The 24,315-nt window shown below is 69.4% G+C and carries 27 protein-coding genes; 19 read left to right on the plus strand and 8 right to left on the minus strand.

What is annotated here, in order from left to right:
- Positions 1-54: 54 nt before the first annotated feature.
- Both ACFWY5_RS23545 and ACFWY5_RS23550 read left to right on the plus strand, forming a co-directional pair.
- Entirely contained in the window at positions 55-1,572 is a 1,518-nt protein-coding gene (locus tag ACFWY5_RS23545) for a CDP-alcohol phosphatidyltransferase family protein (RefSeq protein WP_379622002.1), read from the plus strand.
- Entirely contained in the window at positions 1,569-2,288 is a 720-nt protein-coding gene (locus ACFWY5_RS23550) for a DUF5941 domain-containing protein (RefSeq protein WP_379622004.1), read from the plus strand. The genes ACFWY5_RS23545 and ACFWY5_RS23550 overlap by 4 nt, the downstream gene beginning before the upstream one ends.
- A gap of 287 nt (positions 2,289-2,575) precedes the next feature.
- Here the strand turns inward: ACFWY5_RS23550 and ACFWY5_RS23555 are convergent, their stop codons facing one another.
- Both ACFWY5_RS23555 and ACFWY5_RS23560 read right to left on the minus strand, forming a co-directional pair.
- Positions 2,576-3,205 carry an SRPBCC family protein gene (locus ACFWY5_RS23555; RefSeq protein ID WP_379634262.1) on the minus strand — a complete coding sequence of 210 codons (630 nt, stop codon included), beginning with the start codon at positions 3,203-3,205 and terminating at the stop codon, positions 2,576-2,578.
- Positions 3,206-3,241: 36 nt separating this feature from the next.
- Positions 3,242-3,586 (minus strand): hypothetical protein, encoded by a 345-nt coding sequence (locus ACFWY5_RS23560; RefSeq protein WP_379634263.1) that lies wholly within the window; start codon positions 3,584-3,586, stop codon positions 3,242-3,244.
- A 126-nt stretch (positions 3,587-3,712) separates the two neighbouring features.
- Here ACFWY5_RS23560 and ACFWY5_RS23565 point away from each other — a divergent pair, with 126 nt between their 5' ends.
- On the plus strand, positions 3,713-4,354 hold the full coding sequence (locus ACFWY5_RS23565; protein ID WP_379634265.1) for a TetR/AcrR family transcriptional regulator: 642 nt from the start codon (positions 3,713-3,715) through the stop codon (positions 4,352-4,354).
- Positions 4,355-4,358: 4 nt separating this feature from the next.
- Here the strand turns inward: ACFWY5_RS23565 and ACFWY5_RS23570 are convergent, their stop codons facing one another.
- Positions 4,359-5,246, minus strand: a complete 888-nt coding sequence (locus ACFWY5_RS23570) for a sigma-70 family RNA polymerase sigma factor (RefSeq protein WP_379634267.1) — start codon at positions 5,244-5,246, stop codon at positions 4,359-4,361.
- Between the two features lie 141 nt (positions 5,247-5,387).
- On the opposite strand from ACFWY5_RS23570, the gene ACFWY5_RS23575 reads away from it, so the two are divergent.
- The 3 genes from ACFWY5_RS23575 (at position 5,388) to ACFWY5_RS23585 (ending at position 7,831) form a co-directional block, all read left to right on the plus strand.
- Positions 5,388-6,524 carry a serine hydrolase domain-containing protein gene (locus ACFWY5_RS23575; protein ID WP_379634269.1) on the plus strand — a complete coding sequence of 379 codons (1,137 nt, stop codon included), beginning with the start codon at positions 5,388-5,390 and terminating at the stop codon, positions 6,522-6,524.
- Between the two features lie 35 nt (positions 6,525-6,559).
- Positions 6,560-7,051 carry a carboxymuconolactone decarboxylase family protein gene (locus ACFWY5_RS23580; protein ID WP_379634271.1) on the plus strand — a complete coding sequence of 164 codons (492 nt, stop codon included), beginning with the start codon at positions 6,560-6,562 and terminating at the stop codon, positions 7,049-7,051.
- A 156-nt stretch (positions 7,052-7,207) separates the two neighbouring features.
- Positions 7,208-7,831 carry a GPP34 family phosphoprotein gene (locus ACFWY5_RS23585; RefSeq protein ID WP_379634273.1) on the plus strand — a complete coding sequence of 208 codons (624 nt, stop codon included), beginning with the start codon at positions 7,208-7,210 and terminating at the stop codon, positions 7,829-7,831.
- A 204-nt stretch (positions 7,832-8,035) separates the two neighbouring features.
- Here the strand turns inward: ACFWY5_RS23585 and ACFWY5_RS23590 are convergent, their stop codons facing one another.
- The 5 genes from ACFWY5_RS23590 to ACFWY5_RS23610 form a co-directional block, all read right to left on the minus strand.
- A complete protein-coding gene (locus ACFWY5_RS23590; protein ID WP_379634275.1) occupies positions 8,036-8,545 on the minus strand; it encodes a hypothetical protein in 510 nt (169 codons plus the stop codon).
- A gap of 21 nt (positions 8,546-8,566) precedes the next feature.
- Entirely contained in the window at positions 8,567-9,037 is a 471-nt protein-coding gene (locus tag ACFWY5_RS23595; RefSeq protein WP_379634277.1) for a hypothetical protein, read from the minus strand.
- Between the two features lie 393 nt (positions 9,038-9,430).
- On the minus strand, positions 9,431-9,709 hold the full coding sequence (locus tag ACFWY5_RS23600) for a WbqC family protein (protein WP_379634279.1): 279 nt from the start codon (positions 9,707-9,709) through the stop codon (positions 9,431-9,433).
- A complete protein-coding gene (locus ACFWY5_RS23605) occupies positions 9,660-10,337 on the minus strand; it encodes a YdcF family protein (RefSeq protein ID WP_379634281.1) in 678 nt (225 codons plus the stop codon). Before ACFWY5_RS23605 ends, ACFWY5_RS23600 begins: the two co-directional genes overlap by 50 nt.
- Complete coding sequence (locus tag ACFWY5_RS23610) at positions 10,334-11,449, minus strand: hypothetical protein (protein WP_379634283.1); 1,116 nt, start codon at positions 11,447-11,449, stop codon at positions 10,334-10,336. The genes ACFWY5_RS23605 and ACFWY5_RS23610 overlap by 4 nt, the downstream gene beginning before the upstream one ends.
- Positions 11,450-11,570: 121 nt before the next feature.
- Here ACFWY5_RS23610 and ACFWY5_RS23615 point away from each other — a divergent pair, with 121 nt between their 5' ends.
- The 13 genes from ACFWY5_RS23615 (at position 11,571) to ACFWY5_RS23675 (ending at position 23,822) form a co-directional block, all read left to right on the plus strand.
- A complete protein-coding gene (locus tag ACFWY5_RS23615) occupies positions 11,571-12,002 on the plus strand; it encodes a hypothetical protein (RefSeq protein WP_379634285.1) in 432 nt (143 codons plus the stop codon).
- An 89-nt stretch (positions 12,003-12,091) separates the two neighbouring features.
- The gene (locus tag ACFWY5_RS23620) at positions 12,092-12,508 is read left to right on the plus strand and encodes a hypothetical protein (RefSeq protein WP_379634291.1); all 417 of its coding nucleotides are present in this window, start codon (positions 12,092-12,094) and stop codon (positions 12,506-12,508) included.
- Between the two features lie 44 nt (positions 12,509-12,552).
- Positions 12,553-12,909: a hypothetical protein gene (locus tag ACFWY5_RS23625; RefSeq protein ID WP_379634293.1), complete on the plus strand. Its 357-nt coding sequence runs from the start codon at positions 12,553-12,555 to the stop codon at positions 12,907-12,909.
- A 3-nt stretch (positions 12,910-12,912) separates the two neighbouring features.
- Positions 12,913-13,314 carry a hypothetical protein gene (locus tag ACFWY5_RS23630; RefSeq protein WP_379634295.1) on the plus strand — a complete coding sequence of 134 codons (402 nt, stop codon included), beginning with the start codon at positions 12,913-12,915 and terminating at the stop codon, positions 13,312-13,314.
- Between the two features lie 172 nt (positions 13,315-13,486).
- Positions 13,487-13,693 (plus strand): FxLD family lanthipeptide, encoded by a 207-nt coding sequence (locus tag ACFWY5_RS23635; RefSeq protein WP_379634297.1) that lies wholly within the window; start codon positions 13,487-13,489, stop codon positions 13,691-13,693.
- Positions 13,694-13,767: 74 nt separating this feature from the next.
- On the plus strand, positions 13,768-15,810 hold the full coding sequence (locus ACFWY5_RS23640; protein WP_379634299.1) for a lantibiotic dehydratase family protein: 2,043 nt from the start codon (positions 13,768-13,770) through the stop codon (positions 15,808-15,810).
- A complete protein-coding gene (locus ACFWY5_RS23645; protein WP_379634301.1) occupies positions 15,807-16,868 on the plus strand; it encodes a lanthionine synthetase LanC family protein in 1,062 nt (353 codons plus the stop codon). The genes ACFWY5_RS23640 and ACFWY5_RS23645 overlap by 4 nt, the downstream gene beginning before the upstream one ends.
- A 51-nt stretch (positions 16,869-16,919) precedes the next feature.
- Positions 16,920-18,968 (plus strand): methyltransferase, FxLD system, encoded by a 2,049-nt coding sequence (fxlM, locus tag ACFWY5_RS23650; protein WP_379634303.1) that lies wholly within the window; start codon positions 16,920-16,922, stop codon positions 18,966-18,968.
- Positions 18,969-18,986: 18 nt separating this feature from the next.
- Complete coding sequence (locus ACFWY5_RS23655; protein ID WP_379634317.1) at positions 18,987-20,126, plus strand: hypothetical protein; 1,140 nt, start codon at positions 18,987-18,989, stop codon at positions 20,124-20,126.
- Positions 20,123-20,776, plus strand: coding sequence for a 3'-5' exonuclease (locus ACFWY5_RS23660; RefSeq protein ID WP_379634305.1), 654 nt, complete (start codon positions 20,123-20,125; stop codon positions 20,774-20,776). The genes ACFWY5_RS23655 and ACFWY5_RS23660 overlap by 4 nt, the downstream gene beginning before the upstream one ends.
- Positions 20,777-20,806: 30 nt before the next feature.
- Positions 20,807-21,346, plus strand: a complete 540-nt coding sequence (locus ACFWY5_RS23665; protein ID WP_379634307.1) for a DUF6624 domain-containing protein — start codon at positions 20,807-20,809, stop codon at positions 21,344-21,346.
- Between the two features lie 59 nt (positions 21,347-21,405).
- Entirely contained in the window at positions 21,406-22,647 is a 1,242-nt protein-coding gene (gene fxlM, locus ACFWY5_RS23670; RefSeq protein ID WP_379634309.1) for a methyltransferase, FxLD system, read from the plus strand.
- 626 nt (positions 22,648-23,273) lie between these two features.
- Positions 23,274-23,822 carry an AAA family ATPase gene (locus ACFWY5_RS23675; RefSeq protein WP_379634311.1) on the plus strand — a complete coding sequence of 183 codons (549 nt, stop codon included), beginning with the start codon at positions 23,274-23,276 and terminating at the stop codon, positions 23,820-23,822.
- Positions 23,823-24,315: the final 493 nt, after the last annotated feature.

Consider the following 24,315-nt stretch of genomic DNA (forward strand, 5'->3'; position numbering starts at 1 on the left):
CTGTCCCCGCATTACCCGTTGTTCAACCCCCCGCAACTGCCTCGAAAGGGAGTCATGACCCGCGTGGTCCTGCTGGGCTCTTCGCCCGGCCCCGACACCGCTCCGACCGGCCTTCGGCTGGCCGCGCTGCCCGGCAACCCCACGGTTGGCGAGAGACTGCGCGGTCAGATCCTCTCCCTGGATCCGCAGCCGGCCACGATCGAGCCCCACGACGTGGCCGCCGCTTTGCGTGCCCTTGCCGACGTCGCAGAATCCGCAACGGACAACCTTCTCATCCTCCCGGCCAACTCCGTCATCCACGACGAGCTGATCTACCAGATCACCAAGGCCAAGCGGGGCGCCCTCGCGCTCGTGGCCAAGGAGCCGCGGCCGGACAACGGTGAGGACACGCAGGAGGACAGCGCCGACACCGTCCCGATCGACGAGGCCGATCCCGAGATCGGCGACCGCACCCTGGAGGGCCTGCCCGTCCGGGCCCGCGCCGGCAAGTCCCGCATCGTCTCCGTCGGCACCGCCACCATCGCGGTGACCAGGCCCAACACGGTGCTGCTCGGCCCGCTGCACATCAAGGTGCAGCACATGCCGGTGCTCGCCGAGACCTGCCGCGAGCTGGCCGACCTGGCCGGCAGCTTCGGCCCCGACGACGACCTGGCGCAGCTGGTCGCGTTCGGGCTGGTGCGCAAGGGCGTCTCGGTCGGCATCCGCGGCCGCCGCGACCTGTTCTTCCGCCGGGTCTCCACCCAGGAGGAGGCCAACGAGGCCGGCTCCGAGATGGCCGGCATGAACGAGGACCGCGCCAGGCTCGACAACGCGGTCAAGGGCGCCGACGGCTTCTTCACCACCTACTTCGTCTCGACGTACTCGCGTTTCATCGCCCGCTGGGCGGCTCGCCGCGGCCTGACTCCCAACCAGGTGACGCTGATCTCCATCCTGCTCGGCGTGGCTGCGGCGGCCTGTTTCGCCACCGGCCAGCGGCCGTGGATGGTCGCCGGCGGCGTGCTCATCTACTTCGCCTTCGTCTTCGACTGCGTCGACGGCCAGGTGGCCCGCTACGCCCGCAAGTTCGGCGTGCTGGGCGCGTGGCTGGACGCCACGTTCGACCGGTTCAAGGAGTACGTGGTCTTCGCGGGCCTGGCCGTCGGCTGGGTGGTCTCCGGCAACGGCGACGACATCTGGATCCTCGCGCTGGCGGCGCTCGGCCTGCAGTCGGTGCGCCACCTGCTCGACTTCTCCTTCGGCATCTCCAACCGCCGCAAGCCCCCCGCGCAGCTGCCCACGCTCGCGCTGGACGCCCCCGACGACCGCAAACTCCGCAAGGACCTGGAGAAGCGCAAGATCGAGCGCAGCCAGGGCATCCGCGGCCTGCTGAAGATGTGGACCAAGGCCGGGCGCTACCGGGCCGTCCACTGGGCCCGCAAGATGGTCGTGTTCCCCATCGGCGAGCGGTTCGCGGCCATCGCGATCACCGCCGCCCTCTTCGACGCCCGCGTCACCTTCATCACCCTGGTGGCCTGGGGCACCGTCGCCGCCGCCTACACCCTCACCGGACGCCTCATGAGGTCGCTCGCATGATCACTCAGCCGCAGGCCGCCGCCACCCCCACACCCGACCCCGACGAGGAGCGGCGCCGTATCCAGACGGCCCGTCTGCTCGCCTACCGCGACGACGGTCTCCTCGTCCACGCCGTCGCCGGCAAGATCGGCAAGGGCCTCCCGCCGGTCCCCGCCACGCTCGCCGCGCTGCTGGTCGTCATCGCCCTCGCCGTGGCCGGGCTGCTCAAGCCGGGCCCGATGCTCTTCGTGGCGCCGCTGGTCGTGGTCCTGCTGGTGCTGCCCACCGCCCCGCGCGACCACCTGGGCCGCTTCGACTGGCTCACACCGCCGCTGCTGCGCGGCACCGAGTTCCTGACCGTGATCCTGGTGGGGCTGGCCGCCGACGCGCCGAAGTGGCTGCTGTTCGTGCTGGTGTACGTGGTCGGCTACCACACCTACGACACCGTCTACCGCACCCGTCAGAGCATCTGGCCGCCGGCCTGGGTCTTCCACGCGGGCCTCGGCTGGGAGGTGCGGCTGCTGATCATCGGCGCCGGCGCCGCCCTGAAAATCCTGCTGCCGGTGCTGGCGGTGCTCACGGCGTACCTGTTCGTCCTGTTCGCGGTGGAGAGCGTCACCTCGTGGGTGCGCCTGGACAAGGCCTCCGCCCAGGCGGGCGCCGACGCCGAGCAGGACCTGGAGGCCTCCCCGGAAGAGGCTCAGGAAGCCGCCACCGGCGAAGCCGACAAGGGCTGATTCTCCGGTACGGCAGGCCGGACGGGGCCAGGCGCGGTCGACGACGCCGGGCCCCGTTCGCAGGCGTGGATCTCGATGCCGTGCGCACCTTCGTGGCCGCCGCGGACACGGGGCGTTTCCAGGACGCCGCCGACGTTCGTGGGGGAGCAGACCCGGCTCGTCTGGCCCGCCGACCATGGGCTGCGGCACCGGCCTGGGCGCATCGGCGCTGACGCTTTGTAACGCCGAGGCCCGCATCGGCGGTCTTCGCGCCGGTGCGGGCCTCGTGGATGGCGTTGTTCGGGATTCTATCGCCGGTGCTTGGCCTCGGCGGTGGTCTTCAGGGCGCCCAGCCAGGCCTCCAGGCCCTGGCCGAGGAACTGGGTGGCGAGGGGGACGTCGGATTCGATCTGCTTGCCGGCGTGGGTCTCCTCGGTGCGTACGAGGACACCGCCCTTGACCTTTTGGAACGTCCAGACGTGGACGCCCTGGTCGATGCGCAGACCCTTGCCGATCGCGGGCCCGGTCCAGCGGATGCAGGCGTCCTTCTTCAGCTGCTTGACCGTGGAGGTGATGACGAGCGTGGTGGGCGGGCTGACCGGGGTGGCGGGCACCGGAGTGGTCCAGCGGAACCGCGAGTGCTCGCGGAACGGGCCCTTGTCCAGGCGCTTCATGGTGGCGACGGGCTTCTGCCACCGGGGCCAGCGCTCCACGTCGGTCTGCAGGTTCCAGATGGTGCGCAGCGGCGCCTTGATCAGGATCTCGCTCCGGTAGTGGACCTTGGCGCCGGGGTCCACGCCCGCGCCGCGGCACGTCAGACCGGCGGGGCTGGGCTGCCGCGCGGTGGCGGCCTGGGCGGCCGGGACGTTGCCCGCGAGGATGGCGGCGGTGGCGACCGAGACGGTGAGGGCGGCGAAGCGGGTGCGGTTCCTGGACATGGTGTTTCCTTCCGGGGGTGTCTGGTCGAGGAGCGGTCAGCCGCGGCGGCGGGCGCGGAAGATGGCGAGGATGAGCGCGGCGGACGCGACGACGATCAGGGCGACGAAGCCGGGGTGGATGTCCTTGGACATGCTCGGCGCGCCGTCGGGACGCACCTGCCAGATGGCGAACGGGATCGCCCACGAGGCGGCCACCGCCGCGGCCGTCCACCGGACCAGCCGGTCGTGGGCGCCGCGGAGCGCGCCGACCAGGGCGATGACGACCGGGACGATCGCCAGCATGGCGAACTGGCCGATCACCATGACGGGAACCGCCCAGGCGGAGATGGTCACCGCGAGCGGAGTACGGCGGCTGGTGGAGGCGAGAGATGCGGTGGTCATGACGTTTCCTCGTTGTCTGTTAGGGCCTCATGCTTACGTTAGAAGTTATAACTGAAAGCGGAAGAAGGCGTCAATAGGTTTCGTGATACCTTCTAACAGAATCTTCAAGATGTAAGGCGGCTGGAGATGGCGGAGACGATGACCCCCCGCGAGCGCTACCGGGCTCAGGTACGCGCGGAGATCAAGCAACACGCGTGGGAACAGATCGCCACAACCGGCGCATCCGCGCTCTCCCTCAACGCCATCGCCAAACAGATGGGCATGAGCGGCCCCGCCCTCTACCGCTACTACGCCAGCCGCGACGACCTGATCACCGAGCTCATCAGGGACGCCTACCGAAGCCTCGCCGACAGCGTCCAGGAAGCCGCCGCGGCCGGTGCCGACCTGGCCGGGTTGGCACGCGCGATGCGCGCCTGGGCGCTGGAGGACCCCCAGCGGTACCTGCTGATCTACGGCACGCCCGTCCCCGGCTACCAGGCGCCCGACGACATCACGCTCATCTCTTCCGAGATCATGACGGCCCTGCTCGACGCCGCCGTCAAGCTACCCGCGCGTGCCCCCGCGACCCCGCTCGACGCCCACCTGGCCGACCACCGCGACTGGGCCGCCGGCCACCCCGCCCCACCCGAGGCGCTGCACCGGGGCCTGAGCTTCTGGACCCGCGTGCACGGCGTCCTTTCCCTCGAACTCGCCGGCCACTTCAACGGCATGCGCATCGACACCGCCCTGCTCTTCGAGGCCGAACTGCACGACCTCCTGGCCCCCTGACCGATCACGGCTCCAGACGGGTGAGGTCGAGCCGGGCCAGCCGGTCGCGGTCGGACAGGATGTCGATCGCGGCGATCCTGCCGCCGGAGACGGTGAAGCTCATGATGGAGAACAGCCGGCCGTCGACGGTGTTGACCAGGCCGGCGAGGCCGTTCACGAGCGCCGGGCGGGTGGTGGTGCCGCCGGCCATCCGCCGGAAGGTGGCGGCCTGCCCGGCCACGTCCGCGGCGCCGCGGATGACCTTGAGGCCACCGGCGAGCACGCCGCCGTCGGCGCGCAGGACCACGTCAGGGTCGAGGATGGAGACCAGCGCGGCGAAGTCGCCGCCGCGCGCGGCGCTCAGGAACGCGTCCACCACCCGGCGCTGATCCGCCCGGTCGGGGTCGGGATTCGGGGTCCCGCCGCGCACCCGCTGACGCGCGCGGCTGGCGAGCTTCTTGGCCGTCGCCGCCGAACGGTCCACGATGGGCGCGATCTGCTCGAACGGCAGGCCGAACATGTCGTGCAGCACGAACGCCAGCCGTTCCGCCGGAGTCAGCGACTCCAGCACCACCAGCAGCGCCAGCCCCACCGAGTCGGCCAGCAGCGCCTCCTGCTCCGGGCCCGTGGCATCCTCCCGGCTGATCACCGGGTCCGGCAGGCGGTCCTCGAGAGACTCCTCACGCCGGGACCTGCGGGCGCGGAGCATGTCCAGGCAGATCCGGCCGACCACGGTGGTCAGCCAGCCGCCCAGGTTGCCGACGTCGGCGGAGTCCGAGCGCGCCAGCCGTAGCCACGACTCCTGGACCGCGTCCTCGGCCTCGCTCAGCGAGCCGAGCATGCGGTAGGCGACCGCTCTCAGATGGGGGCGATGCCCCTCGAACCGGACAGCCAGCGCGTCATGGGTCGTCATCGGTCGCACACCTCTCTCTCATACAGGTGACGTGTCGAACCGGGGAAAGGTGACCGGTCACCTCTGACCCGCGCTCTCCGTCATCCCGGCAACGACACTCACGAAAGGTGGCCGCGATGAGCGGGACGGATTCAGGGAACGGTGGCGGACGGCTTCGAGCAGGTACGCGAGGAGTTCGCCGCGGTCGTGGCGGAACAGGATGGGCAGGCGGGCGCGCAGCTCGCCGCCTACGCCCACGGCCGGCAGGTGGTGGACCTGTGGGCCGGGGACGAGGTGAGGGGCGACACGCTGACCGGCGTCTACTCCTCCACCAAGGGCGCCGCGACGCTGGTCGTGGCGGTGCTGGTCCAGGAGGGAATCCTCGACCTGGACCAGCCCGTGGCCCGGCACTGGCCGGAGTTCGCCGCCGCGGGCAAGGACACGATCACGCTGCGGGACGTGCTCACCCACCGCTCCGGCGTCATCGGCGTCGACGGCGGCCTGCCCGCGGCCGAACTCGCCGACGACGCGGTCATCGCGCGCCGCCTGGCCACGCAGCGCCCGTACTGGCGGCCGGGCGCGGCCTATGGCTACGGCGGGTTCGTCTCGTTCGCCATGGCCGGCGAGGTGGTCCGGCGGGTGACCGGACAGACGCTCCAGCAGGTCTACGACGAGCGCATCCGCATACCGTACGGACTGGACCTCTACCTGGGCCTGCCGTCGTCCGAGGAGGCCCGGTTCCGCCCGATCCAATGGTGGACGGCCACGCCTGAACAGGAAGCCGCGTTCTGGGAGAACGTCCCCGGCCCCCACAGCCTCCTCGGCATCGGATACGGCCTCAACAGCACGCCCCCGCTGGACCAGGCGGCCTTCGCCAACGACCGTACCGTCCGCGCCAACGGCCAGGCGTCGGCCGGCGGCGTGGGCAGCGCGCGCGGCCTGGCCGCCCTGTACGCGGCGGCCATCTGGGGAGTGAACGGAAACCCCCCGCTACTCAAGCCCGACACCGTCGCCGAGTTCGCCCAGCCGCACTCCATCGGCGCCGACCTGGTCCGCGGTGACCAGGGCAACTACGCGCTCGGCTTCCAGGCCAAGGGGCTGCGCTACCCGTTCCTCAGCGCGAACGCGTTCGGCCACGACGGCTCGGCCGGCTCAGAAGCCTTCGCCGACCCCCGCACCGGCATCGTCCTCGGCTACACCCGGCGCCGCTTCGGCTTCGCCTGGTCCTACCCCGAACACGACCGCCTCGCCACCGCCCTGCATCGCGCCGTCACCTCCGTCGCGGCCGATCCGTCATAGCGGCGAAGCCACCGTTCAGAAAGGAACCCACCACCATGACCGCCATCGAGCGGCAGTCGCGCCTGTCCAACCCCCTCGCGCTCATCCCCGAGCTCAAGGACATCGGCGGCGCCCTGTACAAGGCGACCGGCAACGGCGCCATCCCGCAGACCACCATCAGCCTGATCCAGCTCCGCGCCGGGCAACTCGCCGGCAGCACGTACCTGACCGTCCTGCACACCGGCAGCCTCCGCAAATCCGGCGTGAGCGAGGAGACCATCACCGCCGTGGCCTCCTGGCGAGACGCGCCCTACTTCACCGACGCCGAACGGGTCGCACTGGAACTGGTCGAATCCGTCCTGACCCCGAACCCGTCGGGCGAACGCGTCCCCGACGAGCTGTACACGCGGGCGTCGCTTCACTACGACGAGAAGGCACTCGCCACCCTCATCATGGCGATCGGCCAGGTCTGCTTCTTCCTCCCCCTGGCCCTCATCGGCAAGCCACTGCCCGGCGTCTCCCCGTCAGACCAGTGGAGGCAGCCCTAGAGATCACGAGCTGACAACCGATCCGAACCCCCGGCCGATCACTGGCCGGGGATTCCAGGGTCGTGACGGGAGGCGCAGGAGTCGAGCGGGATGTTTCCCCCGGCCCGCAGGCGTGCGCATGGCGCGATCGGTCCGCGTCGGCCAGACTCCAGAACCATGGAAGACCCGGATCTGATGATCGCCGAAGAGTTCGTTCTCCTGACGTACCAGACGGATGGCCGCCCCCTCCTCGCCTCGGAGCCCCTTGGCTTCGTCAGCACCGCCGGCGTCCTCTCCGAGCTTGCCGTCCGAAACCGGATTGACCTGCGGAACGGAAACATCCGGGTGCTGGACGAGGCCGCGACCGGCGACGGGGAGCTCGACGACGTGTTGAGCACCCTGGCGGGTGAGACCGCCCCGATCGGAGTCCTGGAGTGGTTCAACAGGCTGTATTCCGCGCAGCGGGCGCAACGCCTGCTGGACCGGCTCATCTCCCGAGGCGCACTGTCCATGCAGAAGACCATGCTCCGCAACAAGCGATATCCGGAGGGAGACCCCAGCCTGAGACTGGAGATCAGCGGCCGTATCGACCTGGCGCTCGCCGGTGAGCCGCCGAGCAGGCGGACCGCTGCCCTCCTGGCCCTGCTGTCCGCGTGCGAGCTGGCGGTGGGGCTGTTCCCCAACGCCGACGGCGGCCGGATCGCGGCGATCATCGAGAAGGACTGGGTTGGCGAGGCGGTCCGGCATCACTTCCAGCGTTCTCGCCGGGTGGCACTCAGATCCGCCATCAACATGGACTGATCCTTCATGCCGAGCAAACTGGACCGAGCGCGCCGGACCTTCATCCTGTCCGTCGACGGCATCACGGCCGCCGTCATGGCCCCGGCCACGTCCACCCTCGACCGGCTCCTGACGGTCCCCGCATCGTCAGTGGAAGCTGAGTTGCTCCGTCTTCCAACTGGCTTCCCCAGGCTGGAGCTCACCAGGCGGCCTGGAACCCGCACCTCATATATAGAACTTGAACTGGGGTAGGGGATCTCGGTCTGCGGGGATCTCCTTCATGACCTCTCCGACCAAGCGAGAAAACTTGATCGTGATGGGAAGGAGACCGCCGAGCGCTGCAGAGTTCCAGTTCAGCTTCGTGAGCGCGAGGACTTCGCGCAGGAGGGTGTCTCTGGACGTGTCCTGCCCGACATGATCGGCTACCTGGAGCGGCGAGGGGACATGCATGCCGTGAAACTCGCGAAGAGCTGAGATGTATCCGGTCGTATACAGGTAGTCGAGATCGCCGACGCCGAAGCGGGTACCCCGCAGGGGCGGATACTTGGAGGTGGTGATCAATCTGACCGCGCTCTGTGGTTGGAGCGCCATCAAGTCGTATCGCCGAACGCGGCTTTCGATCGCTGCTCGGAATCCATCGAGCTCGCCGGGCCAGCTGCCCGTCTTAGTTGGATCCCAGTCGAAGTCATGGCCTCTAAGGACCAGTCCGTCGCCGCGCTCGTTGAATGCCTGCACCAAGCTCGTTTGCATGGTCGGCTACGACGTGCTCATTGGACGGTAGAAGCCCACGCCCACGTAGCAAGTTCCAGAGGCCAGGCCGTGAGGGCTCCAGGGGTAGCCCCCGGCTTTGCAGTACATAGCGGTGAAGAAGTTCCAGGCGATCCGCGAAGGTGGGGTCTTGTCCCTGCCATCGAGTGTGGGCTCGCGGATGATCTGTGTGGGGATGCGGTACTTCATTGCGCGAGCCTTGAGGGCTTGCCTCAGGTCGCGATGCACCTGCCCGTGGTCTGGATCTCGGTAATCCGCTACGCCACAACGACGGACAATCTCGTCGGATAGAGCGAGTACCACGTAGTCGGGCGTGCTGTCACGGTCGGACAGGAGCCGCAGCTTTTCTTCGAACAAGACGAGAACGGACTCAAAGCGTTCCTGTTGTGACCTGGTCTCCAGCACATCGCGAAGTTCGGACTGACCGAGCTCCTCATCCCACGCGTCGTCGAACTCCAAGGTGGAGAAGAAGCCGCGATCACTCTTCCAGCCAGGAAACTCGGGATTCTTGACATCACCGTGACACGCCGTGCTTGCCCCCACGGCCCGCTTACGCCGCCAGGCTGGAATAGAACCACGCGAATGCCGTGCTCCTGAAATGGGAGCGGGTCGAGGTACTTCATTCCGCCTGCTCCGCACAGATAGGTGCGGCCGCCCGAGATGTTGGTGAGATCAGAGAGCCGAAGCGGTGGCCACGTCGGCGACCGACCCGGTGCCATCGAAGAGGTCAAGGAGGGGGTTGAAGGCGGTTGCGGAGGTCAAGCCAGTGTGGGCTTGGCTTGTAGTGCTCGGGCAGCATGGCCGCGAGGCAGCGCCGGCGTCGGTCGGGCTCGGCGAGGGCAGCGTCGTGGATCAAGGTGGCTCGCCTCCCGGCAGGTGGGTAGCCAGGGTGAGCCATCTCTGCCGGGTGGCGTCGTCGAGCGCGGCCAGGCCAGCCCGGTGCTGGTAGCCGCGGCTGTTGAACTGGACATTGTCCAGGACGATCCACCGGTCGGCCGCATACAGCTTGGCCAGCGTGGAAAGTCGCGGGAACAGGTTCGGCTGGTGGATGGCTACGACGAGCCCGCCCGCCGTCAGCAGCTCAAGAGGTAATGAGGCGGCTGTCGTACCCGGCCTTGATGAGAGCCTCATAGGCGTCAAGCACCTCTTCCGGAACGTCTTGCTCGATGGCGTATCCCTGCTTGGGGTAGTCGATGATGCGTTGGAGGTCGCCGACGAGCATGTCCAGCACCAGCCGGGCATCGCCGATGGACTTGAGGTAGGCGTCGAACTCCAGCGGTTCTGAGGTGCACACCACCTCGGCCTCGGGCCATATCTTGCGGGCGGTGGCGTAGCTGCGGCGTTCCATGTAGGGCTTGGAGATCAGCATCACTGTTGCCGGGGTGATTCCGGCATCGGCGAGCACGCGGCGCGAGTAGGTGATGTTCTGGCCGGTATTGCCCGCCTCCGGCTCCAGGAGCACTGCCGCTGCTGGCATGCCCCGCTCGATCGCTCGCTCCCGGAAGTGGACGGCCTCGCCGCGCGGGAACACGGCCCGTGTGGTGGGGCTGTTGCCGCCGGAGAACACCAAGACCGGGAACATGCCGGCCTCGTAGAGGTCGATGGCGGTGTCGGCGACACCGAGGTCGTGGGAGCCGAGACCGATGGCGGCATCACACGGGCGCACCTGGTGGCGCATTTGGTGGTAGTCCCAGATGAGCAGGGCCTGCCCGCGGATCTCGTCGCTGATCGTCTCGCTCGTCGTGATGTTGCTGGTCACGAATTCTCCCTGGTCACCGTGTCCGCGGGCCGGTCCGGCTCGCGGCATGTCCGCCGGATGCCCTCGATGGCGCGCAGTTGGTGGGTCAGGCCCACCCGGGCGGCCAATTGCGCCGCCCCGTCGAGGGTTCGCACGCCATCATCTACGGTGGCGGGGTCCGACAGCAGGATGTGACCATGAGCGGTGTCCAACCGTACCCGCTGGAGCGGTGAGTCGGCCGACCCGGCCGAGCGGGCGATGTCGATCAGCCGCAGTGCAGCGTTGAGGTCGCCGGCGCCGCGACGGGCAAGCGCCAGCTTCTGGTGGCCAACCGCCCAGTCGTCGGGCTCGTTCTGCGCCTCGAAGTCGCGGACGGCGACGACCATGACGCGGGCGGCGTAGTCGTGCTCGCCGTCCTTGCTGAGGGCGGTGCCGACCCACAGGCGAGCGCGGGAGCGGTCGCGCATGGAGAGGCGGTCATCGACGGCAAGACTCTCGTAGGCGTGGGCGGCCTGGCCGAGGCTGCCAGACATCTCCGTGACCACCGCCAGCGAGAGGTCGAGCTGGGCGACGCGGCGGGGGATGTCGAGCTGGGCGAAGATCGAGCGGGCGTCGCTGTAGTCGCGCCGGGCCGACATCGGGCCCAGTAGCGCGCCCTGGTCGCGGCGTAGGTCTCCGAGCAACGCCGTGGTGCGGCCGTACAGGTAGAGACCGCGCTCGTCGAGGTCTCGCGAGGGCCAACGGTGCTGCCATCGGGTCAGCAACTGCTCAGCGAACGCGAACGACTGCCTGCTGAGCGCCACGATGACGCGAGCCAGGTCATCGTCCCAGGTTTCGTACTCCCACAGGCGCGGGCCGCTCGTCGTGACGCGCGGCCCGAGGTTGGCCGCTTGGGCGAGCTCCGACAGGAGCGTCTCGAACCGCAGGTGAACAGCGGCGTCCGCGCGAGACAGCGCAACATCGAGGATGGCCTGGGTGTCCGGGCGGGGGACGGTCTTGGCGCCGAGTTGCTGCCACGTGGATACCGTGCGGACGGCCACGCCGAGGTACTCAGCGTAGGTGCGGACGCTCATACGCAGGGCCCGGCCGAGCGCGTATGCCTCAAGGCCGGTCCACTGATGAACGGTCGCCACGCTGCGCCCTCCCTCTGTCACTGATCGAAACACACGCGACCGACGCGGTGGTACGCAACTGCCACGCCATTGCCACACCGCTTCATTCCCAGCATCCGGCCGCGCGGCGACGCTGAAGAGCGTGAGAAAGCCGCGCCCTTCGGAGCAGAGAAAACCGCTCGTGGTCGAGTCCCTCACAGAGCAGCGTCTCGTGCCCAGCCCATCCGTCTACGGCAACATCCAGGCGGCGGGGATCTCCCCGGCACGATGCGCTGCTCTGACTTCCGCGATCACCGCGTTCTGTGAAATGCGCGAACTTCAGCTCGCGGGCATGTTCACCGATCGGGATGGTGCTGAGCAGTCCGCCGCCTTCGTTGGCCTGCTCGACATGCTCGCCCTCCCCGCCACCTATGGCTTGGTGGTGCCGACCCTGAACCATCTAGGACCTCGCCCGGCTCTGGTAGCCGCGCGCGCCAGGGAGGTCCAGGCGATCGGGGTGCGGCTCCTCACCATCCGGACCACGCCGGTACGGCATCGCTCACCGTGCACCACAGCGACGGTCTACCCGACATGACCGAGGTATCCAGGGGCGCCCACCCCCGCGATGCCCGGCCCGCTGCTCCAATCCGTGATGACGACCCCCTCGAACTGGAGGACCCTGCCATGGCACAGCCCGAGCTCGTCCCGGCCGTACCATCTCCGGGCCTGTGGCTGGAGATGGAGCTGGTATGGAGCAGGAAGCTCTGTGCCTTCTACCTCGGTCCGCACGCCGTCGCCCCGTTGATGGCCGGCGACCTCGACACGCTGCGTGCGGCGGAGGTTCTGGTGGAGTGGGCGGTACACGAAGACGTTCGGCCGGAGCCGGTGAACCTCAGCGATCTCTCGGTGCCCGAAGCCAGCCGCTCCGCCCAGGGTGAAGCGGTCCGGTTCAGCGGCCACGACCACGATGATCAGCATCTCCGTTCCCGCCAGGTCTGGTGCGCGCCGCCCGGTGAGGTGGGCGGCGACGGCCCTGTGGGGGCCGCAGGTGCGATTGGTCGTGGCCGCTTCATCCCGCGCCAGCGGACGGAGGCGGCATAGTGACCGGCCCCGCTCTGCCCTCGTGGCGCATCTATGACCACATCGTGCGCGTGAAGTTCACCGTCGCGCCGGGCCAGGACGCCCGGATGGTTGCACTGGAAAGGCTTGGCCAGATCAGTCGTCAGCTCGCCGATCACGTCCAAGTGGACGGACCAGAGCTCTGTGACCAGGACTCCGAGATCGCCTATGTCGGCCCATCGGGTAGGCCCACCTCGCGCGAGAAGGCTTGTGGAGGCACCGCATGGCTCAAGACGCGGACCAGACGCCAGAGGGTCAAGCGCGGCGTGCTGCCCGTCCCGGTTTCCTCCGATCCGGGCGACCTGCTGAAGGAGTTGGCCGCCGCGCTGACCGATGCGGTGTTCGGGGACATCGTGGCGGCCGTCGACGTGGCGAAGGAGTAGCGCATGCTTCCTGAGCTCTCCCAGCTCTCGGGCTATCTGCCCGTTGCCCCGGTGTCGCGGCACGAGTTGCTTGTCCAGCTCATTTTCGAGGTCGTTCCGGATCGAGGACCGGCGGAGTCGGCGAGGGTGGCGCTCACCGAGCTGGGCGAGCGCGTCGCTCCCGAGCTGGAGGCGCGGGGGCGGGAGATAGCGGGGCCCAGACGCATGGAGATCCGCTACTTCGGCGGGCAGGTCGACCAGTGGATGGCCTGTCTGCCTGGTGAGGCCGCTTGGGGTGCCGCCGCCTTGATTCGGGTGAGGACCAGGCCAGTCGCTGAGCCGGTTCAGCCCGCCGTGGATGCGCCTGGCTTTCCCCGGGGGCACCAGCTCCGGCAGTTCGGCCTTCCTGCTCTGGAGGCCCCATGACCCGTTGGCGCTCACACCACACCCCAAGACCTCGTCCCGGCCGCTGGTCACACATCGTTCTTCCCACCTGTCTGGCGGGAGATGTGGGTGGTGGCCGGTCGAGGAGGAAGACGGAGGCGGGCAGCAGGTGCCCTCCCTTCGAGAACCCCCATCGCAGGACAGGAGCAACGTCATGAGCACTCTGATCATGGAACCGACCACCGAACAGGCAGGCGAGGGCGTCAGCGCGGAGGAGGACGTCAGCGCGCAAGCGGCGTTCGACCCGTTCAACCTCGACATCAGGCTCGCGGAGAACACCCCGGCGGCCAACACTTCGCTGAGGTGTGGCACCGGTGACACGTGCGGCAGCTCCTGCCCGAGTGCCTGCACGACGTCGTAACCCCACCGGCCCAGGTCCCCGCTCGATGGGACCTGGGCTTGCAGCCCAGCCCGGATGGTGACCAGGACGGAGTGATGGAGATGACGCGGACGCGGATCAGACGGTATCGGCGCACCGGCGCCGGGATGCTGCGCGCAACGGTGCATCTGGCTCCTCCTGTCCTTCCGGGCTGGCCGAAGCCGGGCTCCTCGATCGAGCAGTGGGGGTCATGGCTGACCCAGGCATGGGCGGATGAGCCCTTCCGGCAGGCGGTCAGCAACGCCAGCCCCGACCTATCCCGCCAGGTCCAGGCAATCCTTGGTGGGCAAGTGAGTAACGCCCGCCGGGCACGCCGCGCAGTGCTGTCCATCGCGCGCTACGCCCTGCGCTACGCGCACCGCTCCACCCCGTTCGGCCTGTTCGCCGGTGTCGCCCAGGTCGCGTTCGGCGACACGGCGCTTGTGCGTGTCGGGGATGCGCACGAGGCCGTTACCCGGCCTGAGCCCACCGATTTGGATGCGGCGATCACCGCGTGGGAGAGCGGCGAGGGCGCGATGGCCGCCGACGTCGAGGTGTGCGTGAACAACCTTGCCCGCGTGCGCGACGGCCGCGTCTATGTTCCGGCCGAGGGCGCGGATGAGGTCTCCTTGGCCGCTACGGCTGCGGTGGAGCTGGTGCTGCAGGCGGCCAGTTCCCCGATCCCGCACGCTGCCTTGCTGGAGAAGCTCGCCGCTGAGTTCCCGCAGGTCGCCCCCGGCCGCCGCGCGGAGTTGGTTGCTGAGCTGCTGCGGACGCGGTTGCTGCGCTCGCGGCTGCGTGCGCCGGCCACCATCCCCAATCCGGCCGCAGTCGTGCCGCCCACGCTCGTGGCCGCCTGCGAGCGCACGGCAGTGGACCTGCGGCTGGATGCCGAGGTGCGGCTACCAGCGTCGGTCGCGGTCGAGATGGAGACCGCCGCGACGGTCCTGGCCAGGCTCGCGACCCATCCCGCCGGTACTCCGGCCTGGCGGCGTTACGCCGAGCGGTTCGTCGACCGGTTCGGCGAGGGTGCCGAGGTCCCCGTGGAGCAGCTCACCGACCCTGACCGCGGGTTGGGCCTGCCGGACGGGTTCGGCCTGCTGTCGGAGCCGCCGAGGCCGATGTCGCGTCGCGACCGGCTCCTGCTGGACCTGGCAGGGACCGCCGCCGTCGAGGGCGACCGTGCGGTGATCTTGCCTGAGGCGATGGTCGAGGAGTTGGAGACCGCCGCAGCCGACCCTTTCCCTAGCCTCGCGCCCGCGCCGCACTTCGAGGTATGTGCACAGGTCCAAGCTCGCTCCGTCGCTGAGTTGGATGTGGGCGACTTCCGGTTGCGCGTCCACACTGTTTCCCGCGCGGCCGGTTCCATGACGGGACGGTTCTGGCATCTGCTGCCCGGCCTGGCCGCCGGATACGACGCCCTGGCCACCGTCGCGCCCAGCTCAATCTCGGCACAGTTGTCGTTCCACCCCACCCGAGCCGAGGCCGACCTGCTCACCCGAGCGCCGCACGTCCTGCAGCAGGTGGTCAGTGTCGGCGAACACCGAGCCACGGACGAGGGTGTGCTGCACCCGCGTGATCTGGTGGTCGGCTCTCGCGACGGTCACCTGTATCTATCGGTGGCCGCGACCGGCCAGCAGATCGAGTTGCTGGCCCCCACGGCGATCAACTTCCTGTGGAACAACTTCACGCCGACGCTGGTCCGGTTCCTGGCCGAGATCAGCCGCGCTGCCACCACGCAGGTGACCTGGTTCGACTGGGGTGCCGCGTGGACGCTGCCGTTCACCCCCGCCGTGCACTACCGGCGCACCGTGCTGGTGGCCGCCCGCTGGCAGCTCCAGGCACGGAAGCTGCCCGGCCGTACAGCGCGCATGGAGGAGTGGGCCGAGCATTTGCACGCCTGGCGCGCCCGTACCGGGATGCCCGAGCGGATACTGTTGGCCCTTGATGACCAGCATCTGCCGCTAGACCTGACGCGGTGGATGGATCTGGACGTGCTGCGCGCGCACCTGAGCGGCAATCCGGTCGCGGTGTTGTTCGAGGCGCCGCCCCCTGATGCCGATGGGTGGCTCGGCGGCCGGGCGCACAGCATCGTCGTCTCGGTGGAGACGACGTCATGACCGGCCAGGCGACGCAGGCACTGGCCGAAGGCGCGCTCGGCCAAGCGCTGCTGCACATCGAGCACGCCGACCTGGCCGGCGCGCGCCCCCTGCTGAAGGAAGCGGTCAGTGGCGGGGTCAGTACCGGCTCCAACGCGAGCCTGTATCACGGCGCCCCGGCGCTGGAGTTCGTCCTCAGCCGTGCCGGGAGCATCGACCGCGACGTCCGGGCGGGCGTCGACCGAGTCGTGACCGCCCGCCTGGCCGCCGCCCGGCAACGACGCCTCGCCCGGCAACTGCCGCCGCTGGCGGAGTTCGACTTGATCAGTGGCCTGACTGGGTTGGGGGCGCTGCTGCTGGCCCGGCCCGGCCCCTCACGCCTGCTCGACGACGTCCTGACTCACCTGGTGTCGCTGGCCTGCCCGGTCGAGGTCGGCGGTCGGATGCTGCCCGGCTGGTGGTCGCCCGACAGCCCCACGCATGACGCCGTTGCGCTCGGCGGCCACGGCAACAACGGCGTGGCGCACGGCATCGCCGGGCCGCTGGCGCTGCTGTCGCTGGCCGCCCGCCGGGGCATCCACGTCGACGGCCAGCGCGAGGCCATCACCACCTTCTCGACCTGGCTGGAGCAGTTCGGCAGCTTCTACTGGATCACCTTCGACCAGCTCACCGCCGACAAGCCGCTGCCACCGCCTCTTCGGCCGTCCTGGTGCTACGGGGCCGTGGGGATCGCCCGCGCGCTGCAACTCGCCGCGCTCGCGCACTGCTCTCCTGCCCGCCGGGAGAAGGCCGAGGAGATCGCGGTGGCGGCTCTTGCCGATGCCGAGCGTCTCGACCGGGTGACCGACGCCTCGCTGTGCCACGGCTGGGCCGGAATCTTGGCTGCTGCCACCGCCATCGCCGCCGACAGCGCCGCCCCCGACCGGTTCACCGCGAGTATCCAGCACGTCCGCCACCGTCTGGCCGAAGGGATCGGTGCGTTGCCCAAGCCGGGGTTTCTGGAAGGGCGTGCCGGGGCGCAACTGGCGTTGGAGGGCTCCAACGCCACCGGTTGGACCTGCGCCCTGCTCCTGCACTGACCCCCGCCGCCGTACCAGCCGACCCGAACCCGACCGAGCAGGAGCGATGACATGGACAGCTACGAGGACAACCTGGCCCCACCGGCCGAAGCTAAATGGTGGCATGCCACGGTCAGCTTCCCCGGCGGCGCCGGAGTGAGCCCGGAGGCGGCGTTCGCATTGTCGAACGCCCTGGCCGGTCGCCGCTTCCACTTCCTGCGCAAGGAGGGCGGGCTGCGGCTGCGCACCGACCAGCCCGTGGGCGCTCTCCTCGACCAGCTCGTCGCCGATGAGGTGGTGGCCGAATGGGTCGGCGGCATCTACGAGCCCGAAACGGCCGCGTTCGGCGGCCCTCAGGGCATGGCCGTCGCCCATGAGGTGTTTGTCGCCGACAGCCCGGCCGCGCTGGCCCAGACCGGCAACCCCGACAGCCGCGGACGGTGCATCCTGCTGCTGTCGGCGATGTTCCGCGCGGCCGGGCTTGACGCGTTCGAGGTCGGCGACGTGTGGGCGAAAGTCGGCGCCCTCCGCCCGCCGATCGACTCTCCCACCGAAGCGCGCCGGGAAGCGGCGATCACCGCGATGCGGCGCCTCATGAACGCCGACGCCGCCCAGCGGCCCAACGCGGAACCGGGCTGGGCCGAGCGCGTGGCCGCGTTCGAGGACGCCGGCCGCGCCCTGGCCCGGCTCGCCAAAGGCGGGCACCTGGAGCGGGGGCTGCGGGTCGTTCTCGCCCACCACGCCATCTTCGCGTTCAACCGCGCCAACACGTCCGTGGCCGAGCAAGCCGCGGCGGCCTGGCTCGGCTGGCAGGTCGTCTTCGGACAAGACAACCTCGCTGCCGTGTCCGCCAGCCCCTCCTCGCCCGTAACACCTACCTTCATCAGGATGGAGACCACCATCACTACCGTCGACCCCAGCACGCTGCGCGAGGCCATGGTGGCCAAGTACACCGACTCCGGCCACCTGCGCACCCCAGAGATCATCGACGCGTTCCGCACCGTCGAGCGCCACACCTTCATCCCCGACGCCACCGTCGAAGCCGCCTACGTGGATGACGCCGTGGCGATCAAGCACGACGCGAGCGGCGAGATGATCTCCTGCATCTCCGCGCCGTCCATCGTGGCCACCCAACTGGAGCAGGTCGGCGCCCTGGCTGGGCACAAGGTCCTGGAGGCGGGGGCGGCCACCGGCTACAACGCCGCCCTGCTCGGCCACCTGGTCGGCCCCACCGGGCATGTGTGGACGATCGACGTCGACCAGGACCTCGTCGACACCGCCCACAGGCATGTGGACGCGGCCGGGGTCACCAACGTGACCGCTGTGCTCGGCGACGGCGCGGCCGGACTGCCCGAGCACGCCCCCTACGACCGCATCCAGTTCACGGTCGGCGCGGGCGACGTCCCGGCCAAGGTGCTCGACCAGCTCGCGCCGGATGGGCGTCTGGTCATCCCGATGCGCATCCGCGGCAGCATCTCCCGCTCCTTCGCCTTCGAGCGCGACGGCGAGGACGGCCTGTGGAAGGTCGTCTCGTGCGAGATGGCGACGTTCGTGCCGCTGCGCAAGGGCATCGGCGACGACATCTACACCCGTGTCCAGCTCGACGGCGATGGCGATGTGCACCTGGAGACCTTCAGCGAGCAGCTCGTCGACCGCGAGGCGATGCGCACGATCCTCGACCAGCCTGCCCGCACGGCCTACACCGGGGTGAAGTTCAGGCAGGGCGACCCCTGGCAGTGGGTGTACCTGTGGCTGGCCTGCGTCCTGCCCAACGGGCTGTCCAGGATGCCCGGCAACCGGCCGGGGTTCACGCCGCACTTCGCGTGGGGGTCGATGGCCGCGCTCGACGGCGACACCCTGGCCTACCTGACCATCCGCGAAGGCGCAGACGAGGTCGGGCGCTTCTGGCAGATCGGCGTCATCGGCCACGGCCCGCACGCCGCCAGCCTGGCCGAGCAGGTCGCCACCGCGATCGAGGAATGGGAGCGCGACTACGGCAACCACGCCCCGGCCCCCAGCTTCCGCATGGCCGTAGGCGACAGCCGTGACCTGCTCAAGGCCGCCGACCCGCGCTTCATCATCGACAAGCCCGCCAGCCGCCTCGTCGTCGACTGGCCGTAGAGAGGGATCACCGTCGTGATGAACCCGGCGATCGCCGCCCGTATCCCGCTGGTCTGCCGTACCAAACTGCCCGGCAAACCCCTGGCGGAACGCATCGCCGATCTCACGGCGCTGACCGTTGAATCCGCAGGCGCCGACCACCACGACCTGGTGGCCCGCGCCTGCGGCGTCCTCAACATCTCCGCGCTCATCGCCTCCGACGCCGCCCTACCCGGCCTGGCCGCCGATCTGTGCTGGCGGCAGCACCAGGTCTTCGCCGAGGCCGGGAGCCTGCCCCGCGACATCGCGGTCATGTCGCTGATGCCGCTGATCAACCTCGCCCGGCTCCTCATCCGAGAAGGCGACGGCCAAGCCGCCTACGAGCTGCTCGACCGGCTCTACCGTGCCGCCCAGCAGCGCGGCGCCACCGTGATCCACGATCATGACGTCGACCTGTCGCCCCTGACCCACACCCACGGCGACCACAACGCAGTCTGCACCGAGCTGTGGGTCGCGCTGCTCATCGACGGAGCCCGCGCGCTCAGCCAGCAAGGCCGCTGGAGCGAGGCCGCCGCCGCCATGGCCACCCACCGCGGCATCGGCAACCGGCTGCTCGACGGCCGCCAGCTCAAGATCATGGCCTTGCTGGCGCAGGACCGCCCTGACGAGGCGATCGCGCTGATCGACTCCACACTGCCGGCCGAGCCGTGGGAAGCCACCGTGGCGGCGCTCCTGCGCATCGCCATCCGTCCCGGTACCACGCCCACCCCGCAGGACGAAGTCGAGCACGTGCTCACGCAGACGTACGGCCTGGTCACCGCCCAGGAGCCGACCACGGCCGCGTTCCGGGCCCGCCTCGCGTTGACCGCACTCGACGTGGCGGCTGGCCGCTGCCAGCGGAGCGGCGCCCGCCTGGCCGCCGCCGTCATCGACGTCGCCGCCACCGATGCCTACGCCGCCCGCGACGTCCGCGCCCACCCGGCGATGCGCTCCCGCATGACCGGCCAGCAGCACCAGGACCTGGCCGCCGTGATCGCCGCCGCGGCGCTCGGCACGGGAAGCATCCCCGACGTTCATCTCAACGCCCTCAACGAGGCGGTGGAGCACGCCGAGGAGCGCCTACGGAACCTGCTCACCGCCCCCGCGCACCCCCGCCCGACCACTTTGGAGAAGCCGTGACGCATCAACCGTGGACCACCGCGCCCCTGGTAGCGCTCGACCTGGAAGGCACCGGCGGCCAGGATCGTGACCATGAGCAGATCCTGGAGATCGCGATCGTCCCGCTGGACGACGGCTTCCCGGACCTGACCGCAGCCTGGGACAGCACGGTCAACCCCGGCCGCATCGTCGCGCCCCGCCCGTGGATCGCCCGGGAACTCACCGGCGACATCCTGTTCACCGCGCCCGCTTTGGACGACATCCGTGCTGAGATCGTCGGCCGCCTGAAGCGGCGGATCATCGTCGGGCACAACATCGGCGTGGACTGGCGGCTGCTCCACCGTCTTGTGCCCGAAGCCCAGCCCGCCGCCCTGCTTGACACCGCCCGGCTCTACCGTCACTCGCACCCTGCGAGCAAGCGCTGGAACCTGGTCCGGCTGCTGGAGAAGTACGCCCTCAACGCGCAGGTCGCCCAGCTCGTCCCTAAGGGCAGCCCGCATCGCGCCCTGTGGGACGCGGTCGGCGCCGCCCTGTTGCTGCCCTCACTGATCGAGGACCTGCCCGGCACAGCTTCCCCCACGCTGGAGGAGTTGACCGCAGTCGCCGGCGTACCGCTGCGGGGCAAGATAGCTCGCGGAGCAGGCATCGAGCAGGTCGCGCTCGATGTCTGACGGACTGTCCACCTCGATGGGAGTGCCCGCATGAACACCTCGCTCCGCGACGAGTTGCTGCAGCGCAGGGAACGCGATCAAGCCGTACGCACGGCCACCTCGTACGGCCAGCCGATGACCGAACAGGCCCAGCAGGAATGGGACCAAGTCGACCGCGACAACACCCGCTTCCTGAAGGAGGTCATCGCTGAACACGGCTGGCCCGGCCGTGACCTCGTCGGCGACGACGGCAGCCAGGCTGCCTGGCTCTTTGCGCAGCACGCCGACCACGACGTCGCCTTCCAACGCCACTGCCTGGACCTGCTACAGGAAGCCGCGGCCGCAGGGCAGGCCGAGCTGTCGCACGTCGCGTATCTGACCGACCGGGTCTGCGTCGCCGATGGGCTCCCGCAGCTGTACGGCACGCAATACCACGAACCCGACGGACGCCTGCAGCCGCGCCCCATCGAGGACCTTGACCACCTGGACCAGCGCCGCGCCCAGATGGGACTCGGTCCGCACGCCGCCTACGACCAGCACATGCACGAGCAGTACGACCCGCCCCAAGAACAGCCCCGCGAACAGCCATGACCACCTGCCGTACCCGCCGGTCGCCTGACGCCGTCGACGAGCGAAAGTAGCGTTGCACGATGGCCACCGACGCCGTCTCCCTTCAATCTCCGGATCACCTGCGAGCCGCCATGGTCGCCACCCTGATTGAGCGAGGCCCGATCCAATCGCCGCAGGTGGAAGCGGCCTTCAGGAAGGTCCCGCGCCACCGGTTCGCGCCCGAGGCACCCCTGGCCGACGCCTACTCGGCCAGAGACACTGTCGCTACCAAGCGCGACTCCTCAGGCGTGTCGACCAGCTCGATCAGCGCACCCTGGCTCCAGGCCGAGATGCTGCACGCCGCGCAGCTCTTCCGCGGAGCGAAAGTCGCTGAGATCGGCAGCGGCGGCTACAACGCCGCGCTGATCGCCGAGGTCGTCGGACCCGAAGGGCTGGTGGTCACCTTCGACATCGACCCCTGGGTCACCGAGCGGGCGACCCGCTTTCTGACCGAAAACGGCTATCCGCAGGTGAAGGTGGTCCTCGGAGACGCCGAGCACACCGTCGAGCAGCACACGCCCGAGGGCGGCTTCGACGCCATCATCGTCACGGTCGGCGTCTATGACATCCCCTGGGGGCACCTGCTCGCCCCGACCGGCCGCATGGTGGTGCCCCTGCGGTTTTCCACGGTCAGCCGGTCGCTCACCTTCATCCGCGACGGTGACCGCTTCGTCGGGCTGGACCCGGCCGTGTGCGGGTTCGTCGCTTGCCAGGGGCAAGGCGCGCTGCCGGATCAAGTGGCAGCTCTGGCGGGCGGAGCGGTCAAACTCACGCTGGAAAGCGGACCCCCGCTCGACGCCACGGCGCTTGAGGACGCGCTGCGCGGCGAGCCCAGCGAGCTGTGGACCGGCGTCACCTTCGACTGGGCCGAGCCGTTCGACTCGCTCAACCTGTGGTGCGCCACCGCCGACGAAACGTTCGGCATGATCTGGCGAGACGAGACCCGCGAGGAAGGCCGCCTCATCAAGCCCGTCATGCGCTGGTACTGCCCCGTCCTCATCACCCCCGGTAGCTTCGCCTACCTCTCCTACCGGGAGCACTCGCGAGACGACGGCGAACGGCGCCGCTGGGAGTTCGGCGTCTACGGCCACGGCCGTGACGGCGCCCAGCTCGCCCAAAGACTGCGCGACCACCTCGCCACCTGGGACCAACGATGGCGCAACCACCCCGGCCCAACCTTCACCCTCCATCCCGCCGCTGCGGAAGTTCCGCCGCCAGCGGTCGGGCGGATCTTCCGCAAGCGTCATACCCAGCTCATTCTCAACTGGGAGCGATCATCGTAGTTCGTACACGTCTACCACCGGCCCACGATCTCCTTCGTCCCCTAGGCGACCGCCACGACGCCGACGTCCTGGTAGCGCCCACCCCGGCAGCCCTGCCGTGCCCCGATCTGGGCACAGTCACGCGAGCTGAGGCAGGGCACGCCCAGGTCTATGCACCTTCCTTCAGGCCGTGGCTGTGAACCCCAGACATGCAGCCCCGGCCAACGGCCTCCGGGGCAGGCCCGGACCGGAGGCGTGGCGGTGCGACGGTGAATCGCTGAGCCTCGTCCCACGACCACCACCTCGGAGCCCGGCAGGACAGGACATGGCGTCATGGACCTCCCCCTCTCGGCCCTGACGGCGGCTTCCATGGCTTCGCTCCACCCGGCGGGACACTGCGCTGGCCATGGGTCGTGCGCGGTTAATCGCCTGCTTCGGTGAGTCGACTCCACCATCGGGGCAGCTGAGCTGGATGATCCGGCCCTTCTTCACCCTGCTGAGGCGCTATCGAACCGGTGGTCGTCGTCTACCGTACGGCTCGCACGTGTAACCCCTATCGTCACGAGGATGGGGACCACCGTCAGCTACACCGCGGATCCGACAGTGCTGCGCGAGGCCCGGTTGGCCGAGCTCATCGAGTGGTAGCGATGCCTGCGACGCAGACCACTCTCGTTGTCATCCGTGGCAACTCTGGTTCCGGGAAGACCACCTTGGCCAAAGCGGTCCGTGAGGCGTACGGTCAGCGCGGGCTCGCGATCGTCAGCCAGGACGTCGTCCGCCGTGAGATGCTCCGCGAGCTGGACGTGCCCGGCGGCGTCAACATTGGCCTGATCAAGACGATCTGCCTCCACGCTCTTACCCACGGCCACCATGTCGTGCTCGAAGGGATCATGGCCGGTAGCCGCTACGGCCCGATGCTGGGCAGCCTGCGGCGCGAACACCAGGGCCCGGCCGTCTTCTTCTACATGGATGTGCCATGGGAGGAGACTCTCCTCCGGCACGAGACCCGGCCCCAGCGATCACAGTTCACTCCCGAGCAGATGGCCGAGTGGTTCAAGGAACGCGATCTCCTGCCCGGCGGATACGAGCACCTCCTGGACCACGCCCTGACGGTCGAGGACGCCACCCGATTCATCCTCCGGACGGCGGGCTTGGCAGCGACCCCGAGCGGGCCGTCCCGGCCGGTCACCACGTGACCGCATCACGTAGGAGCAGTTTGTTGTGTTACGCCGAGGTCGAGCAGAGGTAGCGGGCTCCTCAACTCTGCCGAGGAGTCGAAGGCCTTCCGGGCCAAGAGGGGCACCGAGGCCGGAGAGTCCTCTGGCCAGGTGGACACCTGTTTCGACGCCCCAGACAAGAGCTTCCTCGCCGGCGAGGTCATCTCCGAGCGGGCGGAGGACGGCACTGAGTCCCTAACGATCCAAGGCGACCTGGGGAAAGTCCTGGTGGGGACGGCGGGGGCCTCGCTTGTACCTGTCCTCCCGCAGGAAGCGCTATCAGCGAGACCGCGCGCCCGGTATTCGATCCGCAGGATCCGAAGGTCGGAGGGTTGGCTCTTGAGGCCCGAGCGCGCCGGCCAAGGCTCGGGGGTCCGGGGGCCGGGAGGCCCCCGGCAGGGGGTCGTGGGGGGGGGGGGGCCCCCCCCACCCCCGGCCGAATAAAAAAAAAACAAAAACAACAAACACACCA

This window comes from Nonomuraea sp. NPDC059007 (assembly GCF_042740555.1).
Lineage (GTDB): Bacteria > Actinomycetota > Actinomycetes > Streptosporangiales > Streptosporangiaceae > Nonomuraea.

What these genes read in the sequence shown, in the direction of transcription:
- ACFWY5_RS23545 (WP_379622002.1), top strand. Translation starts at nt 55, where the DNA reads ATGACCCGCGTGGTCCTGCTGGGCTCTTCGCCCGGCCCCGACACCGCT.
- ACFWY5_RS23550 (WP_379622004.1), top strand. Translation starts at nt 1,569, where the DNA reads ATGATCACTCAGCCGCAGGCCGCCGCCACCCCCACACCCGACCCCGAC.
- ACFWY5_RS23555 (WP_379634262.1), bottom strand. Translation starts at nt 3,205, where the DNA reads ATGTCCAGGAACCGCACCCGCTTCGCCGCCCTCACCGTCTCGGTCGCC.
- ACFWY5_RS23560 (WP_379634263.1), bottom strand. Translation starts at nt 3,586, where the DNA reads ATGACCACCGCATCTCTCGCCTCCACCAGCCGCCGTACTCCGCTCGCG.
- ACFWY5_RS23565 (WP_379634265.1), top strand. Translation starts at nt 3,713, where the DNA reads ATGGCGGAGACGATGACCCCCCGCGAGCGCTACCGGGCTCAGGTACGC.
- ACFWY5_RS23570 (WP_379634267.1), bottom strand. Translation starts at nt 5,246, where the DNA reads ATGACGACCCATGACGCGCTGGCTGTCCGGTTCGAGGGGCATCGCCCC.
- ACFWY5_RS23580 (WP_379634271.1), top strand. Translation starts at nt 6,560, where the DNA reads ATGACCGCCATCGAGCGGCAGTCGCGCCTGTCCAACCCCCTCGCGCTC.
- ACFWY5_RS23585 (WP_379634273.1), top strand. Translation starts at nt 7,208, where the DNA reads ATGGAAGACCCGGATCTGATGATCGCCGAAGAGTTCGTTCTCCTGACG.
- ACFWY5_RS23600 (WP_379634279.1), bottom strand. Translation starts at nt 9,709, where the DNA reads ATGAGGCTCTCATCAAGGCCGGGTACGACAGCCGCCTCATTACCTCTT.
- ACFWY5_RS23620 (WP_379634291.1), top strand. Translation starts at nt 12,092, where the DNA reads ATGGCACAGCCCGAGCTCGTCCCGGCCGTACCATCTCCGGGCCTGTGG.
- ACFWY5_RS23630 (WP_379634295.1), top strand. Translation starts at nt 12,913, where the DNA reads ATGCTTCCTGAGCTCTCCCAGCTCTCGGGCTATCTGCCCGTTGCCCCG.
- ACFWY5_RS23635 (WP_379634297.1), top strand. Translation starts at nt 13,487, where the DNA reads ATGAGCACTCTGATCATGGAACCGACCACCGAACAGGCAGGCGAGGGC.
- ACFWY5_RS23640 (WP_379634299.1), top strand. Translation starts at nt 13,768, where the DNA reads ATGGAGATGACGCGGACGCGGATCAGACGGTATCGGCGCACCGGCGCC.
- ACFWY5_RS23645 (WP_379634301.1), top strand. Translation starts at nt 15,807, where the DNA reads ATGACCGGCCAGGCGACGCAGGCACTGGCCGAAGGCGCGCTCGGCCAA.
- fxlM (WP_379634303.1), top strand. Translation starts at nt 16,920, where the DNA reads ATGGACAGCTACGAGGACAACCTGGCCCCACCGGCCGAAGCTAAATGG.
- ACFWY5_RS23655 (WP_379634317.1), top strand. Translation starts at nt 18,987, where the DNA reads ATGAACCCGGCGATCGCCGCCCGTATCCCGCTGGTCTGCCGTACCAAA.
- ACFWY5_RS23665 (WP_379634307.1), top strand. Translation starts at nt 20,807, where the DNA reads ATGAACACCTCGCTCCGCGACGAGTTGCTGCAGCGCAGGGAACGCGAT.
- fxlM (WP_379634309.1), top strand. Translation starts at nt 21,406, where the DNA reads ATGGCCACCGACGCCGTCTCCCTTCAATCTCCGGATCACCTGCGAGCC.
- ACFWY5_RS23675 (WP_379634311.1), top strand. Translation starts at nt 23,274, where the DNA reads ATGCCTGCGACGCAGACCACTCTCGTTGTCATCCGTGGCAACTCTGGT.